This window comes from Plantactinospora sp. CA-294935, from assembly GCF_050936445.1.
Taxonomy (GTDB): Bacteria; Actinomycetota; Actinomycetes; order Mycobacteriales; family Micromonosporaceae; genus Plantactinospora.
On sequence record NZ_JBNJMU010000001.1, the window covers coordinates 4,915,483 to 4,931,052 of the forward strand.

16 protein-coding genes are annotated in these 15,570 nt (G+C 73.9%); 11 read left to right on the forward strand and 5 right to left on the reverse strand.

Features of this window, described 5'->3' with window-relative positions:
• Nucleotide 1: 1 nt before the first annotated feature.
• From gvpJ to ACQEVC_RS22015, 3 genes are read right to left on the reverse strand one after another with little or no spacing between them, the layout of a single operon-like run.
• Entirely contained in the window at nucleotides 2–385 is a 384-nt protein-coding gene (gvpJ, locus tag ACQEVC_RS22005; RefSeq protein WP_432880483.1) for a gas vesicle protein GvpJ, read from the reverse strand.
• On the reverse strand, nucleotides 382–1,407 hold the full coding sequence (locus ACQEVC_RS22010; protein WP_432880486.1) for an SRPBCC family protein: 1,026 nt from the start codon (nucleotides 1,405–1,407) through the stop codon (nucleotides 382–384). Before ACQEVC_RS22010 ends, gvpJ begins: the two co-directional genes overlap by 4 nt.
• Nucleotides 1,404–2,153 carry a hypothetical protein gene (locus ACQEVC_RS22015; RefSeq protein WP_432880489.1) on the reverse strand — a complete coding sequence of 250 codons (750 nt, stop codon included), beginning with the start codon at nucleotides 2,151–2,153 and terminating at the stop codon, nucleotides 1,404–1,406. Before ACQEVC_RS22015 ends, ACQEVC_RS22010 begins: the two co-directional genes overlap by 4 nt.
• Nucleotides 2,154–2,508: 355 nt before the next feature.
• Here ACQEVC_RS22015 and ACQEVC_RS22020 point away from each other — a divergent pair, with 355 nt between their 5' ends.
• Both ACQEVC_RS22020 and ACQEVC_RS22025 read left to right on the forward strand, forming a co-directional pair.
• Nucleotides 2,509–2,964, forward strand: a complete 456-nt coding sequence (locus ACQEVC_RS22020; RefSeq protein ID WP_432880490.1) for a helix-turn-helix domain-containing protein — start codon at nucleotides 2,509–2,511, stop codon at nucleotides 2,962–2,964.
• A 9-nt stretch (nucleotides 2,965–2,973) separates the two neighbouring features.
• Nucleotides 2,974–3,405 carry a VOC family protein gene (locus ACQEVC_RS22025; RefSeq protein ID WP_432880492.1) on the forward strand — a complete coding sequence of 144 codons (432 nt, stop codon included), beginning with the start codon at nucleotides 2,974–2,976 and terminating at the stop codon, nucleotides 3,403–3,405.
• A gap of 175 nt (nucleotides 3,406–3,580) precedes the next feature.
• Here ACQEVC_RS22025 and ACQEVC_RS22030 read toward each other — a convergent pair whose 3' ends face one another.
• Nucleotides 3,581–4,375: a SigB/SigF/SigG family RNA polymerase sigma factor gene (locus ACQEVC_RS22030; protein WP_432880494.1), complete on the reverse strand. Its 795-nt coding sequence runs from the start codon at nucleotides 4,373–4,375 to the stop codon at nucleotides 3,581–3,583.
• 208 nt (nucleotides 4,376–4,583) lie between these two features.
• On the opposite strand from ACQEVC_RS22030, the gene ACQEVC_RS22035 reads away from it, so the two are divergent.
• Nucleotides 4,584–5,228 (forward strand): nucleotidyltransferase family protein, encoded by a 645-nt coding sequence (locus tag ACQEVC_RS22035; RefSeq protein WP_432880496.1) that lies wholly within the window; start codon nucleotides 4,584–4,586, stop codon nucleotides 5,226–5,228.
• Between the two features lie 247 nt (nucleotides 5,229–5,475).
• Here ACQEVC_RS22035 and ACQEVC_RS22040 read toward each other — a convergent pair whose 3' ends face one another.
• Nucleotides 5,476–7,122 carry a PucR family transcriptional regulator gene (locus ACQEVC_RS22040; RefSeq protein WP_432880498.1) on the reverse strand — a complete coding sequence of 549 codons (1,647 nt, stop codon included), beginning with the start codon at nucleotides 7,120–7,122 and terminating at the stop codon, nucleotides 5,476–5,478.
• Nucleotides 7,123–7,199: 77 nt separating this feature from the next.
• Between ACQEVC_RS22040 and uraD the strand changes: the two genes are divergently transcribed.
• The 8 genes from uraD to ACQEVC_RS22080 all read left to right on the forward strand — a co-directional run bounded on the left by uraD (nucleotide 7,200) and on the right by ACQEVC_RS22080 (nucleotide 15,570).
• On the forward strand, nucleotides 7,200–7,778 hold the full coding sequence (gene uraD / locus ACQEVC_RS22045) for a 2-oxo-4-hydroxy-4-carboxy-5-ureidoimidazoline decarboxylase (RefSeq protein ID WP_432880500.1): 579 nt from the start codon (nucleotides 7,200–7,202) through the stop codon (nucleotides 7,776–7,778).
• The gene (gene uraH, locus ACQEVC_RS22050; protein ID WP_432880503.1) at nucleotides 7,775–8,158 is read left to right on the forward strand and encodes a hydroxyisourate hydrolase; all 384 of its coding nucleotides are present in this window, start codon (nucleotides 7,775–7,777) and stop codon (nucleotides 8,156–8,158) included. The genes uraD and uraH overlap by 4 nt, the downstream gene beginning before the upstream one ends.
• A gap of 13 nt (nucleotides 8,159–8,171) precedes the next feature.
• Nucleotides 8,172–9,125 carry a factor-independent urate hydroxylase gene (gene pucL, locus ACQEVC_RS22055; protein ID WP_432880510.1) on the forward strand — a complete coding sequence of 318 codons (954 nt, stop codon included), beginning with the start codon at nucleotides 8,172–8,174 and terminating at the stop codon, nucleotides 9,123–9,125.
• The gene (locus tag ACQEVC_RS22060) at nucleotides 9,125–10,012 is read left to right on the forward strand and encodes an FAD binding domain-containing protein (protein WP_432880517.1); all 888 of its coding nucleotides are present in this window, start codon (nucleotides 9,125–9,127) and stop codon (nucleotides 10,010–10,012) included. Before pucL ends, ACQEVC_RS22060 begins: the two co-directional genes overlap by 1 nt.
• Entirely contained in the window at nucleotides 10,009–10,482 is a 474-nt protein-coding gene (locus tag ACQEVC_RS22065; RefSeq protein ID WP_318397255.1) for a (2Fe-2S)-binding protein, read from the forward strand. The genes ACQEVC_RS22060 and ACQEVC_RS22065 overlap by 4 nt, the downstream gene beginning before the upstream one ends.
• Complete coding sequence (locus tag ACQEVC_RS22070; protein WP_432880521.1) at nucleotides 10,479–11,834, forward strand: 8-oxoguanine deaminase; 1,356 nt, start codon at nucleotides 10,479–10,481, stop codon at nucleotides 11,832–11,834. The genes ACQEVC_RS22065 and ACQEVC_RS22070 overlap by 4 nt, the downstream gene beginning before the upstream one ends.
• 83 nt (nucleotides 11,835–11,917) lie before the next feature.
• Nucleotides 11,918–14,386, forward strand: a complete 2,469-nt coding sequence (locus ACQEVC_RS22075; protein WP_432880523.1) for a molybdopterin cofactor-binding domain-containing protein — start codon at nucleotides 11,918–11,920, stop codon at nucleotides 14,384–14,386.
• Nucleotides 14,386–15,570, forward strand: a complete 1,185-nt coding sequence (locus tag ACQEVC_RS22080; protein ID WP_432880526.1) for a DUF6986 family protein — start codon at nucleotides 14,386–14,388, stop codon at nucleotides 15,568–15,570. Before ACQEVC_RS22075 ends, ACQEVC_RS22080 begins: the two co-directional genes overlap by 1 nt.

The window sequence follows — 15,570 nt, forward strand, 5'->3', positions numbered from 1 at the left end:
CTCAGTCCTCCTCCCGACGACGGCGGCGGGGGACGCGGTCCCGGTCCCGCTCCCGGCCGCTGCCGCCGACGATCTCGCCGAGGGCGTCCCCGGCCTTCTCCGCCAGTCCGGCCTTCGGGCCGGACACGAGGTCGGGCAGACCCTTGTCCCGGGTCGCTGACAGGTCGAGTCGATTCGTCGCCTCGGCGAACCGCAGGTAGGTGTCGACGCTGGCCACCACGACCCGGGCGTCGACGGTCAGCAGCCGGATGCCGACCAGGCTGACCGCCAGGTGGGCGTCGATGACCACGCCCTTGTCCAGGATCATTCCGACCACCTCGGCCAGGTCCGAGGAGCCGCCTCCACCGGACGGGGCGCCGTCCGTCCGTCGCACGATCTCGGTCATCGCCGTCGTCCTCCAGTACTGCTACGTCCGATCCGCTCGGCACCGACCCGCTCGGCACCGTCACCACGGCGCTCGGCACCGCTGCCGTTGCGTCCGCTGCCGTTGCGTCCGGTGCGTTCGTTCCCGCCCCGGCCGGTGGCGCCGGACCGTTCCGTCGTGCCCCGGCGCCGCTGCCGGGCGTCGTCCGGCGGTTCGGCCGAGTCGTCGTCGCGGACGACCCGACCGTCCCGGATCTCACCCCGCCAGCCCTGGATCTCGTCCGGGTGCAGGATCGCCTGGGTCATCACGTGCCGGGCGAAGTGCTTGAGTTCGAGGCGTACCCGGCGGCCCTGGGCCCGCCAGAGGTTGCCGGTCCGCTCGAACAGGCCCTGCGGGTGGTACTCGAGAACCAGCAGGATCCGGGTCAGGTCGGGGGCAATCTCGTGAAAGGTCACCGCGCCGTCGACCGAGCCCTTGTCCCCGGTGGACCGCCACACGATCCGCTCGTCCGGGACCTGCTCGATGATCGTGGACCGCCAACTGCGGTGCGACCAGAAGATCTGTGCCTTCCAGGTCAGTTCCTCGGCCGAGGCCCGCTCGACGTGCTCCACCTTCTTCATGAACCGGGGGAAGTCCTCGAACCGGGTCCACTGGTCGTACGCCAGCCGCCGTGGCACGCCGACGTCGATCGACTCCACGATGTTGGTCACCTTGAGCTTCTGCTCGGCGCCGCCGCCCCGGCCCAGCGCCGTCCGGACCCGCTCCTTGACGGCGGCCAGTCCGGCGGCCAGCCCGGCCCGTACCGGCGAGGAACCCCCGGCCAGCCGTCCGGCACCGGCCTTCGCCGCCGCCCCGGCCGGGCCGCCGCGCTCGGCGTACCGGACGAACCGGTCGGTGGTGCCGCCGATCCGGCTGGTCGCAGCAGCGACGACGTGCTCACCGGCCGCCCCGGCCAGGCCCCGGAGCGCCTCGGTGAGTCCGGCCGAGCCCGCCGCCCGCCCGCCGGTGGGCAGGCTCTTCGCCGCGCCGGTGGCCGGGCTCATCGGGTCCTCCGCCGCACCGGAGCGGCCTCGGGCGAAGTCCGGCGTCGGGCCGGTTGCCGGGACGTCGACCCGGGACGCTCCCGCTCGCTTCCCCGCCCGGCAGCCGGACGGGTCCGAGCCAGCTCGTCCGCGTCACCCGCGTCTTCGATGTCACCCGCGTCTTCGGTGTCGTCCGCGTCGTCGTCCGCGTCGGCGTCCGGGTGGTCGACGTCGCCGTTCCGCAGGTCGTCGTCCCGCAGGTCGTCGTCCCGTAGGTCGGCTTCGGTGCCCGGCTCCTCGTCCAGCGAGTCGTCGTCCTCGTACCGGTCCTCCTCGAACTCGTCGAGGTCGTCGTCCTCGACGTCGGCCTGTCGCCGACCCCGGCGGGCCGTCGGGCGGATGTCCGAGAGCTTCCGGCGTGAGCGCTCGGCGGGCTCGTCCGGCTCGTCCGGTCGGCCACGTCCGGCTGCGCGCTGCCGGTCGGTCCGTTCCCGGAGCCCCGCGCTGACCGAGTCGATCCGCCGGGTGACCGCGCTGGTCGCGGCGGCCCGGGTCGTCGCGACCAACGGTGCGCCCAGCTCGGCGATCCGGCCCAGTTCGGAGGAGTCGCCGAGCAGCTTCGCGCCCCGGCGCAGTAGCCGGTGATCGCCGCTGAGTCGTCCGGCCACCACCGCACCGCCCAGCACCGCGACCAGACCCAGTTTCCGGTGTCGGCCGACCAGATAGCCGACACCGGCCCCCAGTGCAATCTGCGTCGCTCTGTTCATTCGTCGTCCCCTTTGCTGAGTCCCTCGCGCTGCGGCCATTCGGCGAACGCATTCGTCTAGCCCCGGGCCGTACCCGGGGTGCCGGCGAGGAAAAACGCCTTCAAAATTGATGTGACGCAGGCCACGGCGTTTTCGGGAACCGGAAACATATCGGCTGTTGAGCTGGGAATTCGTCGACAGCGCTCGACGCGGCATCAACGGCACGACGAGTGATCGAACGGTAAACGGACGCGCGAGGAGAAGACCGTCCGGATCAGGGTCGGAACGGACGTACGCGCCCACTCTTCGCACTGATTGAGGCTTCTCGGCCGGGTTCACCAATCGGCGACTTTCGGATGCCCTAGACTGGCCCGCCGTGAGCGTGCCGCCGCGCCGGGCCCCGGGAGACCTGCTGGTGCACCTGCGCCGGGCCCGCGACTACGCCGACCGGCACTACGCCGAGTCGCTGGACCTGGGCACCCTCGCGGCGGTGGCCGGGATCAGCAAGTACCACTTCCAGCGCCTCTTCACGGCGACGTACGGGGTTTCCCCGGCGGCGCACCTGAGCCGGCGGCGGGTGGAACGGGCCCAGGATCTGTTGCGGGCCACCAACCTCACCGTCACCGAGGTCTGCCACGCGGTCGGGTTCGCCAGCCTGGGCTCGTTCAGCAGCAGGTTCCGGGAACTGGTCGGCGAGACACCGCGCGAGTTCCAGCGTCGTTGGGCCGCCAACGGTGCACCCCGGATCCCGGGCTGTTTCGTGTTCATGTGGGGGCTGGCCGAGCGCGGCTCCGCAACCGGGGAGAAGCCGGGGTCCGGCGACCGCTCCTAGCCTGGTCGCATGATTACCAACATCTCGATCACCAGCGTGTTCGTGAAGGATATCGACGCCTCGAAGGCGTTCTATCTCGATGTGCTCGGCTTCGAGGAGCACACCGACATCACCCTCGCGGACGGTTCCTACCGGTGGTGCACGGTCAAGCACCCGAACCAGCCGGAACTGCAGGTGCACCTGACGCTTCCCGGGCCGCCGTACTCGCCGGAGATGGTGACCGCGATCAACCGGGAGATGGACGCCGGTGGCGTGTTCGGAATCGGCCTGCGGGTGGACGACTGCCGCAAGACGTACGACGAGCTGCGGGCCAAGGGCGTCGAGTTCATCCACACCCCGGAGGAGCGCCCGTACGGCGTCGAGGCGGTGGCCCGGGACAACTCGGGCAACTGGATGGTGCTGGTCGAGTCGCGGGAGTTCTCCGCCGCCGACTTCGACTGACTGTCCGACTCCCCTGCCGGCCCGCCGTGTCAGAGGTGGAAGTCGCGGCGCATGAGCCGGGCCGATCGGGTGGGGACACCGTGCACCGGGTAGGGCGGAAACACCTCCGCCCTACCCGGTGGCCGGCGCGGTCGTCCCGCTCGGGCCGCCGGGTAGGGCGGAGGTGTGCCTGCGCTCAGTACGTGTCGGCGAGTTGGTTGCGGAGTTTGGTGAGGGCGCGGGTGAGGAGGCGGCTGATGTGCATTTGGGAGACGCCGATTTGTTCGGCGATTTGGGATTGGGTGAGGTTGCCGTAGAAGCGGAGGGTGAGGATTTTTTGTTCGCGTTGGTCGAGGGTGGCGAGGGCGGGGCCGAGGGCGACGCGGAGTTCGGCGAGTTCGTATTCGTTGTCTTCGGTGCCGAGGAGGTCGCCGAGTTCGGTGGTGCGGTCGCCGTCGCCGGTGGGGGTGGACAGGGAGACGGCGTTGTAGGCGCGGGCGCCTTCGAGTCCTTCGAGGATTTCTTCTTCGGTGAGGTGGAGGTGGGTGGCGATGTCGGTGATGGTGGGGGAGCGGCCGAGGGTTTGTAGGAGGGTGCTGTTGGCTTCGCTGATGGCGAGGCGGAGTTCTTGGAGGCGGCGGGGGACGCGGATGTCCCAGGTGCGGTCGCGGAAGTGTCGTTTGAGTTCGCCGATGATGGTGGGGATGGCGTAGCCGGCGAAGTCGACGCCGCGGGTGGGGTCCCATTTGTCGATGGCTTTGATGAGGCCGACGGCGGCGGTTTGGGTGAGGTCGTCGGTGGGTTCGCCGCGTCCGCTGTAGCGGTGGGCGAGGTGGTGGGCGAGGGGGAGCCAGGCTTCGATGGCTTTGTCGCGGAGGGTGGGTCGGGAGGGGTGGTGGGTGGGTAGGGCGGTCATGGCGTGGAGTAGGTCGGTGGCGGTGTCGGTGAGGGTGGGGTTGTCGGTTCGGGTGGTGGTTGTGGTGGTGGTCATGGTGGTCCTCCCTGCACTGGGTGGTGGCGGGGACGGGGGTTGTCCGGTGGTGGGTGGTCGGGTGGTGGGTTGTTGTGTGGCTGTTCAGGCATCACCTTAGCCCGTTGGTATTGGCTGAGGCTAGCCGAACGGCTGATGTATAAAAGGGCTAAAGCATCCTATAGCAGGAACTTCGCCGGGATCTCGCGACTGAACTAGGCTCCGGACCGTGACCCATCTCGCTCCGGACGAGCCCAGAGCGCACCGGCAGGGACCGTCCGGCCCCGGACCGGTCGCCGCCGACCGGGTCGCCGGGCTGGTGCTCGCCGCCGGTGCTGGGCGGCGCTACGGCGGGCCCAAGGCGCTGGTCCGGCTGGACGGCCGACTGCTGGTCGAACGGGCGGTCCAGGTCGCCCGCGCCGGTGGCTGCGGGCCGGTGCTCGCGGTGCTCGGTGCCGCCGCGTCGACCGTCCGGTCCCGGGCGGAACTCGGCGACGCCGTACCGGTGGAGAACCCGGAGTGGGCGACCGGGATGGGCTCCTCGCTGCGCGCCGGGCTGGCTGCGCTGCGGGACTACGGCGCCGTCGCGGCGGTGGTCCTGCTGGTCGACATGCCGGGGATCACCGCCGAGGCGGTCCGTCGGCTGGTCGAGATCGCCGAACCGGACGCGCTCGGCATGGCCGGCTACGGCACCCGGCGCGGCCATCCGGTACTGCTCGGCCGGGCACACTGGCCCGGCGTGGCCGAGCTGGCGGTCGGCGACGTCGGTGCCCGGCCGTACCTGCGCCGGCACGAGGCCCGGCTGTCGGTCGTACCCTGCGACGACGTCGCGGACGACGCGGACCTCGACGTGCCACCGGCGACCGTGCCGTGACGCCCGACCGTCGTCGTGGTGCGCGACCGTGACGTGACGGCGGTACGGCGGCGACCGTGCCGTGACGCCCGACCGTCGTCGTGGTGCGCGACCGTGACGTGACGGCGGTACGGCGGTGGCCGTGCCGTGGCGGCCGTCCGTTGTCGTGGTGCGCGACCGTGACGTGACGGCGGTACGGCGGTGGCCGTGCCGTGACGGCCGTCCGGCGGTCCCGACCGGCGGCGTGGCACCGGGGCAGACCGGCGGGTCAGTGCGGCAGGCGCAGCGCGAGATAGAAGTCGACCCGGTCGGGGAACCGGGACAGATCACGCCCGGTGAGCTGCTCGATCCGGCCGATCCGGTAGCGCAGGGTGTTGACGTGCAGGTGCAGCCGTTCGGCCGCCCGACTCCACGAACCGGAACAGGCCAGGAACTCGTCCAACGTACTGACCAGGTCGGCGTGGTGTGCGCGGTCGTAGGCCAGCACCGGGCCGAGCACCCGGTCCCGGAACGCCCGCCTCGCCTCCGGGGGTACGCCGCTGAGCAGCAGCAGGTGCGAGGCGAGGTCACCGGCCGAGACCACGGTGCCGGGGTCGGGATCCGCCAGCGCCGTCGTCAGGGCGTGCTCGGCCTGCTCCACCGCGCCTGCCAGGGCATCCGGTTCGGCGGCCGGCCCGCTGACCCCCACCGCGAGCCGCCCGGCGCCGAGCCCCGGCACCAGCCCCGCGACCGTGCCCCGGACCGCGTCGGGAACCCCGGCCAGTTCGGTCCGCCCGCCCGCCAGCACGGCGAGCACCGTCCCGGGGCGGGCGGTGCCGGTGACCATGGCGGGCAGCGGCGTCGACCGGACGATTTCCTCGGTGACCGCGATCGCCAACTCGGGGGGTGTGGTCAGCCCGGTCAGCCGGACGGCCAGCACCAGCAGGGTCGACCGGGGTGGCAGCCCGCCGGAGGACAGCGCGGCGCGCAGGTCCGCCGGGGAGGCGGTGGTGGACAGGGCCGTACCGAGCTGGTCGGCGAGCCGCCGTTCCACCCGGCCCGCCTCGTCGGCGTGGGCCCGTTCCAGCGCCACCAGGCTGACCAGCTCGGCCGCCGCCTCGGGTAGCCCGGACGGCGGAACGGCATCGGCGACCGTGGATCGGGCGGCGGCGATCGGGGACGGGGTGGAGCCGGCGGTCGCGGACCGGACGGCACCGTCGGCATCGGACGGTCCGGTGTGCCGGACCGCGCAGGCCAGTAGCCAGGCGGCGAGCCGGTGCTCGGGGCGGCCGGAGACGGCGACCAGCCAGATCCGCCGGCCGTCGACCTCGACCAGGGCCGGCAGCCGGCCGGCGGCCAGGAACGAGGTCGCCAACCGGCGGCTGGCGTCGGACGGAAGCGGCCCGGTGCCGGCGACGGTCCGCCCGGTCGAGGTCAGCACCCAGCAGTCGACGCCGAGATCGGCGGCGACCGGCTGGAGCAGGTCGGCCAGCCGGGCGCCGCCGGCCATCGCCGCGACCAGACCCCGGTACCGGCCGAGCACCGTCGCCAACCCGTTCGCCCGGCGGGCCCACAGCGTCGGGGTCACCTCGTCGATGATGTCCCGGAAGGAGACCTCCACCGGGACCTCGAACAGCGGTACCCCGTACCGCCGGCACGCCGTCACCAGGTCCACCGGCACGGACCCGTACGCCGCGTCGCCGGCCCCGATCGCGGTGACCCCGGCGGCGGCGCAGGCCGCCACGAACCCGTCCGAGTCACCGGCCCGGCGGCGCCACATCAGCCCGGTCAGCACGATCTCGCCCCCGGAGAGGTAGCGGCGTGGATCGGGCAGGTCGGTCACGTACACCCGGCTGACCGTGCGGTCCAGTTCCGCCTCGCCGGTGAGCAGGGTCAGGCGCAACTGGGGCCGGTCCAGCGCCTCGCGCAGCAGCATCGCGTACCCGTCCGATCCCGGCGACAGGCCGGTTGGAGGAACCTACGAAAACGATACGGCGGCCGGCCGTGGTTTCGGTGTTCGCGCCGGTTCACCCGGCCACCACCCGGCTGTTGTACTTCTCCCGACCGCAGGAGGTGATCCGGGTGGCCACCGTCAGCGCGATGTTGGACGAGTTCAACCGGCGCTCCGCCGTCGAGGCCGAGACGGAGCTGCTCGCCTGCTGCGCCGTACCGGGCTGGGCCCGGGCGGTGGCGGCCGGACGGCCGTACCCGGACGTGGCGGCGGTGGTCGCGGCGGCCGACGCCGCGCTGCGGCGGCTGGACTGGCCGGAGGTGGCGGGGGCGCTGGGCGCGCACCCGCGGATCGGCGAGCGGCCGACCGGCACCGGCCGGGAGTCCGCCTGGTCCCGCCGGGAACAGTCCGGCCTCGACGGTGCCGACCGGGACACCCGGGCCGCGCTCGCCCGGGTCAACCGGGAGTACGAGCAGCGGTTCGGACACCTCTTCCTGGTTTTCGCCGACGGCCGGACCGACGCGGAACTGCTCGCGGCAGCCCGGCGGCGGCTCGGCAACGATCCCGGCACCGAACGCGCGGTGGTGCGGGACGAACTGTGGCAGATCGCGCTACTCCGGCTGAGGAGGCTGCTCTCGTGACCGACGACCGGACGAGTGCGCCGGACGGTCTGATCCGGATCTCCACACACGTGCTGGACACCGTACGCGGCGAGCCGGCCGCCGACGTCCCGGTCCGGCTGGACCGGCGGGACAGCGGCGGTTGGACGGCGGTGGCACACGGCCGGACCGACTCCGACGGCCGGCTGACCGGCTGGACGCCGCTGCTGGACCGGCTGCCGCTGCGGGGCTGGCAGGCCGGCGGCTACCGGCTGGTGTTCCAGGTCGAGGGCCACTTTCCGCCCGGCACGGCGTTCTTCCCGGAGATCGTCGTCGCCTTCCAGGTCACCGAGCCGGACCGGCGCCACCACGTACCGCTGCTGCTCAGCCCGTACGGCTACACCACCTATCGGGGAAGTTGAGGAGGCGGGGGCGGTGGCGATCGTGCTCGGCGCCAACCAGTACGGCAAGGCCGAGGTGCGGCTGGTCCGGGTACGCCGGGACGGACCCCGGCACGAACTGCGCGACCTGACCGTCAGCATCGCGCTCGCCGGTGACCTCGCCGAGGTGCATCGCAGCGGCGACAACGCGCACGTGCTGCCCACCGACTCGCAGAAGAACACCGTGTACGCCTTCGCCCGCGAACACGGCGTCGACCAGCCCGAGGAGTTCGGCCTGCTGCTCGCCCGGCACTTCATCCGGAGCGCGCCGGCGATCACCCGGGCCCGGGTGGAGCTGACCGAGCACGGCTGGCGGCGGCTCGGCCCGCACTCCTTCCAGCGCGACGGCGCCGAGAGCCGTACCGCCACGGTGACGGTGGACGCCGACGGCAGCACCGTGGAGTCCGGGATCTCCGGGCTGGTGCTGCTGAACAGCACCGACTCGGAGTTCAGGGGTTACCTGAAGGACCGGTACACGACGCTGCCGGAGACCGGCGACCGGATCCTGGCCACCGCCGTCGAGGCGCGGTGGCGGCACCACGAGGCCGGCCCGGCCGACCGGGTGCGGGACTGGGCGCAGTCGTACGCCGGGGTGCGGGCGGCGCTGGTCGGCGCGTTCGTGGAAACCTACAGCCGCTCGCTGCAACAGACCCTGTACGCGATGGGGCACCGGGTGCTGGCGGAGCGTCCGGAGGTCGCGCAGGTGCGGTTGGCGCTGCCCAACCGGCACCACCTGCTGGTGGACCTGGCGCCGTTCGGGCTGGACAACCCGGGCGAGGTGTTCGTGGCCACCGACCGGCCGTACGGGCTGATCGAGGGGACGGTGACCCGCACACCGGAGGACGGCACCGGGCCACCGGAGGACGGAAGTGGGTCACCGGAGGACGGGACGACCGCACCGCGGGGTGGCCCGGCGGGGGCGGCGGCCGGGGACGGCGGGCCGGACTGATGGTCGTCCCACAGCCGGAGATGGAGTTCCTGCAGCCGGAGAGCTGGGCCGAGGCGCTGGCCACCCGGGCCGCGTACCCGGAGGCGCTGCCGGTGGCCGGCGGCACCGACGTGATGGTGGAGCTGAACTTCGCCCGGCGCCGCCCGCCGGCCCTGCTCGACCTGGGCCGGGTCGCCGGGCTGGCCGACTGGGGCACCGAGGACGGCCTGCTACGGCTCGGCGCCGGGCTGCCGTACCGGCGGATCGTCACCGAACTGGCCGGCCGGGTGCCGGGGCTGGCGATGGCGGCCCGGACGGTCGGTTCGGCGCAGATCCGCAACCGGGGCACCGTCGGCGGCAACCTCGGCTCGGCGTCACCGGCCGGAGACGCGCTGCCGCCGCTGCTCGCCGCCGGGGCGCTGGTGGAACTGGCCTCGGTCCGGGGCGTCCGCCGGGTGCCGGTCGCCGGCTTCTGCACCGGGCCGAAGCGGAGCGTGCTCGCCCCGGACGAGCTGATCGCGGCGGTCCTGCTGCCGCCGGACGGTGGGCCGGAGCAGTTCGCCAAGGTCGGTACCAGGAACGCCATGGTGATCGCGGTCTGTTCGTTCGCGCTGGCGCTGCGTCCGGCGAGCCGGACGGTCGGCACCGGGATCGGTTCCGCGGCACCGACCCCGGTCCGGGCACCGGCGGCCGAGGAGCTGCTCGCCGCCGAGCTGCCCTGGGCGGACCGGGCCGCACTGCCGGAGCCGCTGGTCCGCCGGTTCGGCGAGCTGGTCGCGGCGGCGGCCAGCCCGATCGACGACGTACGCGGCACCGCCGCCTACCGCCGGCACGCGCTCGGCGTACTGGCCCGGCGGGCCGTGCAGCGGGCCTGGGCGGAACACCGACGGGGAGGGGGCGACGGGTGAGGATCGAGTGTGTGGTCAACGGCGAGCCGCGCCGGGCCGACGACGTGTGGGCCGGGGAGAGCCTGCTGCACGTCCTGCGGGAGCGGCTCGGCCTGCCCGGTGCCAAGAACGCCTGCGAGCAGGGCGAGTGCGGCTCCTGCACGGTCTACCTCGACGGGGAGCCGGTCTGCGCCTGCCTGGTGCCGGCCGGGCAGGCCCGGGGCCGCGAGGTGGTCACCGTGGAGGGGCTCGGTCCGGGACCGGGCGAACTCGACCCGGTGCAGCGGGCGTTCGTCGCCGCCGGCGCCGTGCAGTGCGGATTCTGTACTCCGGGACTGGTCGTCGCGGTACACGACCTGCTGGCCCGGACGCCGTCCCCGGCCGATCCGGAGATCCGGGAGGCGCTGGCCGGAAACCTGTGCCGGTGCACCGGATACGAGAAGATCCTGACGGCGGTACGTCTCGCCGCCGGGCGGGAGCACGAGTCGTGATCATCATCGAGAACTGCGCGGTCGCCACGGTCGACCCGGCCGGCACCGAGTACTCCGACGGGCACCTGGTGCTGGACGAGGGCCGGATCGTCGCGGTCGGCCCCGGCCACGCCCCCCGCTACCACCGCTCGGTACGCCGGATCGACGGCACCGGCTGCCTCGCCACCCCCGGCCTGGTCAACACGCACCACCACCTCTACCAGTGGGCGACCCGGGGGATGGCGCAGCAGGCGGAGCTGTTCGGCTGGCTGAAGGCGCTCTATCCGGTCTGGGCCGGGCTGGACGCCGAGGTGGTGGCCGCGACCACCGCCGCCGGACTCGGCTGGCTGGCGCTGCACGGCTGCACCACCAGCACCGATCACCACTACGTCTATCCGGCCGGTGCGGGTGACCTGATGGCCGCCCAGGTCGAGGCGGCCCGCGAGGTGGGGCTGCGGTTCCATCCGTGCCGGGGGTCGATGGACCTCGGGGTGTCCTCGGGCGGGCTGCCGCCGGACGAGATCGTCGAGGAGACCGAGGCGGCGCTGGTCGCCACCGAGGAGGCGATCGACCGCTACCACGACCCGGCCGACGACGCGATGCTGCGGGTGGCGGTGGCGCCCTGCTCGCCGTTCAGCGTCACGCCGAAGCTGATGGCCGAGGCGGCGGCGCTGGCCCGGCGCCGGGGCGTACGGCTGCACACCCATCTCGCCGAGACCGCCGACGAGGAGGAGTACTGCCGGCAGACCCACGGCTGCACCCCGGTCGAGTACGCCGAACGGCTCGGCTGGCTCGGCCCGGACGTCTGGCTCGCGCACGGCGTACACCTGGACGACGCCGGGCTGGACGCGCTGGCCCGCACCGGCACCTCGGTCGCGCACTGTCCCAGCTCGAACGCCCGGCTCGGGGCCGGTGTCGCGCGGGTCCGGGAAATGCTGGACCGGGGGATGCCGGTCGGGCTCGGTGTGGACGGGCCGGCGTCGCAGGAGGCCGGTCAGCTCGGTGCGGAGCTGCGGCAGGCGCTCTATGCGGCCCGGCTGCGGGGTGGCGCGGCGGCGCTGACCGCCCGGGAGGCGCTGGCGCTCGGCACCATCGGCGGGGCGCGCTGCCTGGGCCGGGGTGGCCAGCTCGGCTCGCTGGAGGTCGGCAAGCTCGCCGATGTGGTGCTGTGGCGGCTGGACGGGCTCGGGCACGTCGGGATCGACGACCCGGTGGCGGCGCTGGTCTTCGGGCCGCCAGCGGCGGTGGACCTGTTGCTGGTGGGGGGTGAGCCGGTGGTGGACAACGGTGAGCTGCGGACCGCCGACGAGCGGGAGTTGGCGCGGCGGGTGCGGCGGGCGCATCGTTCGCTGGTCCGGAAGGCACGACGATGACCGGCGTGGGGTCCGGAGGTTCCGGGTGGTCGGTGGGCGCGGTGACCTCTCCCGGTTCCGGGCCGCCGGGTGGCGTGCGGTGCGTGCGCGGTGGGGTCGGGGGGCCGGGTGACCCGCTCTGGGCGGTCAGGCGTGATCCCGACGCGGGTCACCCGGCCCCCCGACCCTCGGTGGTCGAGGCCGAACCGGATGGTGCGGCCACCGTTTCCCAGGGGATCGGGGCCAGTCCGGTACGGCCGGACGGGGCGCTGAAGGTGCGCGGGGAGTTCGCGTTCTCGTCGGATCTGTGGGCCGACGACATGCTCTGGGGTGCCACGCTGCGCAGCCCGCACCCGTCGGCGACCATCCGGCGGATCGACATCGGCGCGGCGCTCGCCGTGCCCGGGGTGTACGCGGTGCTGACCAGTGACGACGTTCCGGGGGACCGGTACTACGGGCTGGATGTCGCCGACCAGCCGGTGCTGGCGGTCGACGAGGTCTGTTACCGGGGCGAGCCGGTGGCGATCGTGGCCGCCGACCATCCGGAGACGGCGCGCCGGGCGGCCGAGCGGATCGTGGTCGACTACCGGGTGCGGGAGCCGGTGACGGATCCGGAGGCGGCGCTGGCCGGTGGGCGGCTGGTGCGGCACGTGCCGATCCGCCGGGGTGATCCGGCGGCGGTCGCCGAGGTGGTGGTGACCGGGGAGTACCGGGTCGGCATGCAGGACCAGGCGTTCCTCGGGCCGGAGTCCGGGCTGGCGGTGCCGGCGCCGGACGGCGGGGTCGAGCTGTACGTCGCCACCCAGTGGCTGCACGCCGACCAGCGGCAGGTGGCCGCCGCACTGGGGTTGCCGGTCGAACTGGTCCGGCTGAGCCTGGCCGGGGTCGGTGGCGCGTTCGGTGCCCGCGAGGACCTGTCCATGCAGGTGCACGCCAGCCTGCTGGCGCTGCGTACCGGTCGGCCGGTGAAGATGGTCTACGGCCGGGAGGAGTCGTTCGTCGGGCATGTGCACCGGCATCCGGCGATCCTGCGTTACGAGCACGGCGCGACCCGGGACGGCGAGCTGGTCTACGTACGGGCCCGGATCCTGCTCGACGGCGGGGCGTACACGTCCACGACGCCGGCGGTGGTGGCGAACGCGGCCAGCCTCGGGGTGGGACCGTACCGGGTGCCGAACGTGACGGTGGACGCGTACGGGGTGCACACCAACAACCCGCCGTGCGGGGCGATGCGCGGGTTCGGTGCGGTGCAGGCGTGCTTCGGGTACGAGTCGCAGATGGACCGGCTGGCCGAGGCGGTGGGGCTGGATCCGGTGCAGGTGCGGCTGCGCAACGCCCTGGCCGAGGGCGGGGTGATGCCGACCGGGCAGGTGGTGGAGGGGCCGGCGCCGGTGGCCCGGCTGCTGGAGCTGGTCCGGGACCGGCCGGCGCCGCCGCCCGTCGGGGACGATCCGCGGCAGTTGCCGGGCGGGGTGGCGAACACGACCACGCCGGAGCAGGTGGTCCGGGGGGTCGGGTACGCGATCGGGATCAAGAACGTCTGCTTCTCCGAGGGGTTCGACGACTACGCGACGGCGCGGGTCCGGCTGGAGCTGATCGGTGGCGAGCCGACGGCGTTGGTGCACACGGCAGCGGCCGAGGTGGGGCAGGGGCTGGTGACCGTGCAGGCGCAGATCGCCCGGACCGAGCTGGGGGTTTCGCGGGTGGTGGTGGCGACCGCCGACACCAGTGTGGGGAGTGCGGGGTCGTCGTCGGCGTCCCGGCAGACGTACATGACCGGCGGTGCGGTGCGGGCGGCCTGCCGGGCGGTCCGGGCGGCGCTGGTCGCGCGGCTGGCCGGCGGGCCCGGTGCCGGTGGTGACGACGGTGCCGGGCAGGTCGACGGGGACGGGCTGGTCGACGGGGACGGGCTGGTCGACGGGGACGGGCTGGTCGACGGAGGCGGGCTGGTCGACGGAGGCGGGCTGGTCGACGGGGACGGGCTGGAGCTGGCCGGTGGCGCGATACGGGACGCCGCCGGCCGCACGCTCGGCACCCTGGTCGACCTGCTCGGCGCCGGCCCGGTCGAGGAGACCGCCCGCTGGCGGCACCGCCCGACCCGGCCGCTGGACCCGGTTACCGGGCAGGGTGACGCGCACGTGCAGTACGCCTTCGCGGCGCACCGGGCCACCGTGGACGTGGACCCCGAACTCGGGCTGGTCCGGGTGGTGGAGATCGCCACCGCCCAGGACGTGGGCCGGGCGATCAACCCGCAGGCGGTGCTGGGGCAGATCCACGGCGGTACGGCCCAGGGGCTCGGGTTGGCGCTGATGGAGGAACTCCAGGTGGCCGACGGGGTGATCCGGAACCCGTCCTTCACCGACTATCTGATCCCGACCGTCCTGGATGTGCCGCCGATGGCGGTCGACGTGCTGGAGCTGGCCGACCCGCACGCCCCGTACGGGCTGCGCGGGGTGGGGGAGCCGCCGACCATCTCGGCCACTCCGGCGATCGTCGCGGCGATCCGGGCGGCGACCGGGTTGCCGCTGGCCCGGGTACCGGTCCGGCCCGAGCACCTGACCGGGACCGGCTGATGGGGCGACTCTCCCCGGACGTCCTCGCCGAGCTGGACGAGCGGCTCGGGCCGGTCGACGCCGAGCTGCGGCGGCGCTATCCGGGCCAGGCGGCAGGGCGGCAGCCGGTGCACACCGTCTACGTGCCGGCCGACCGCTGCCATCCGGGGCTGGTGGCCCAGTGGGGTGCGACGGCACTGGCGTCGTTGCGGGACCATCCGCCGCTGCCGTACCCGGCCGAGCTGCACGGGCGGGTGGTCGACAAGCTGCGCCGGGAGCCGATCGAGGACCTGCGGATCGACTTCGAGGACGGCTACGGGGTACGCGAGGACGAGGCCGAGGACGCGGCGGCCCGGGCGGCGGGGCGGCTGGCGGGTGGTGGGCTCGGGGTGCCCTTTCTGGGCTTGCGGATCAAGAGCCTGACCGGGGCGCTCCGGCGCCGGGCGGTGCGCACCCTGGATCTCTTCCTCGACGCGCTGCGCGACGGCGGCGAGCTCCCCCCGGCCGGCCGATTGGTGGTGACGCTGCCGAAGGTGAGCGTGCCGGCCCAGGTGGAGGCGATGGTGCTGCTCTGCGAGCGGCTGGAGGCGGCGTACGGGCTGCCGGCCGGGTGGCTGCGCTTCGAGGTGCAGATCGAGACGCCGGCGGCGATCCTCGGGGCGGACGGGCTGGCCACCCCGGGCCGGCTGATCGGGGCGGCCGCCGGCCGGTGCACCGGGTTGCACTACGGCACCTACGACTACAGCGCCGCCTGCGGGATCGCCGCCGCGCAGCAGAGCTCGGCGCACCCGGTGGCCGACTTCGCCAAGGCGGTGATGCAGGTGGCCGCCGCCGAGACCGGGGTACGGCTCTCCGACGGCTCGACCAACCTGCTCCCGGTCGGCGACACCGCTGCGGTACAGGCCGGCTGGGCGGAGCACGCCGCGCTGGTGCGGCGCGGGCTGGAACGCGGCTACTACCAGGGCTGGGACCTGCATCCGGCCCAGTTGCCGACCCGGTTCGCCGGCACGTACGCGTTCTTCCGGGACGGTCGGGCGGCGGCGGTGGCGCGGCTGCGGGCGTACCTCGACCGGCGCTCCACCGGGATCCTGGACGAGCCGGCGACGGCCCGGGCGCTGGCCGGCTTCCTGCTGCGCGGGCTGGACTGCGGTGCGCTGACCGAGGCGGAGACCGGCTACGACCGGGCCGCGCTGTCGGCGGTGTGA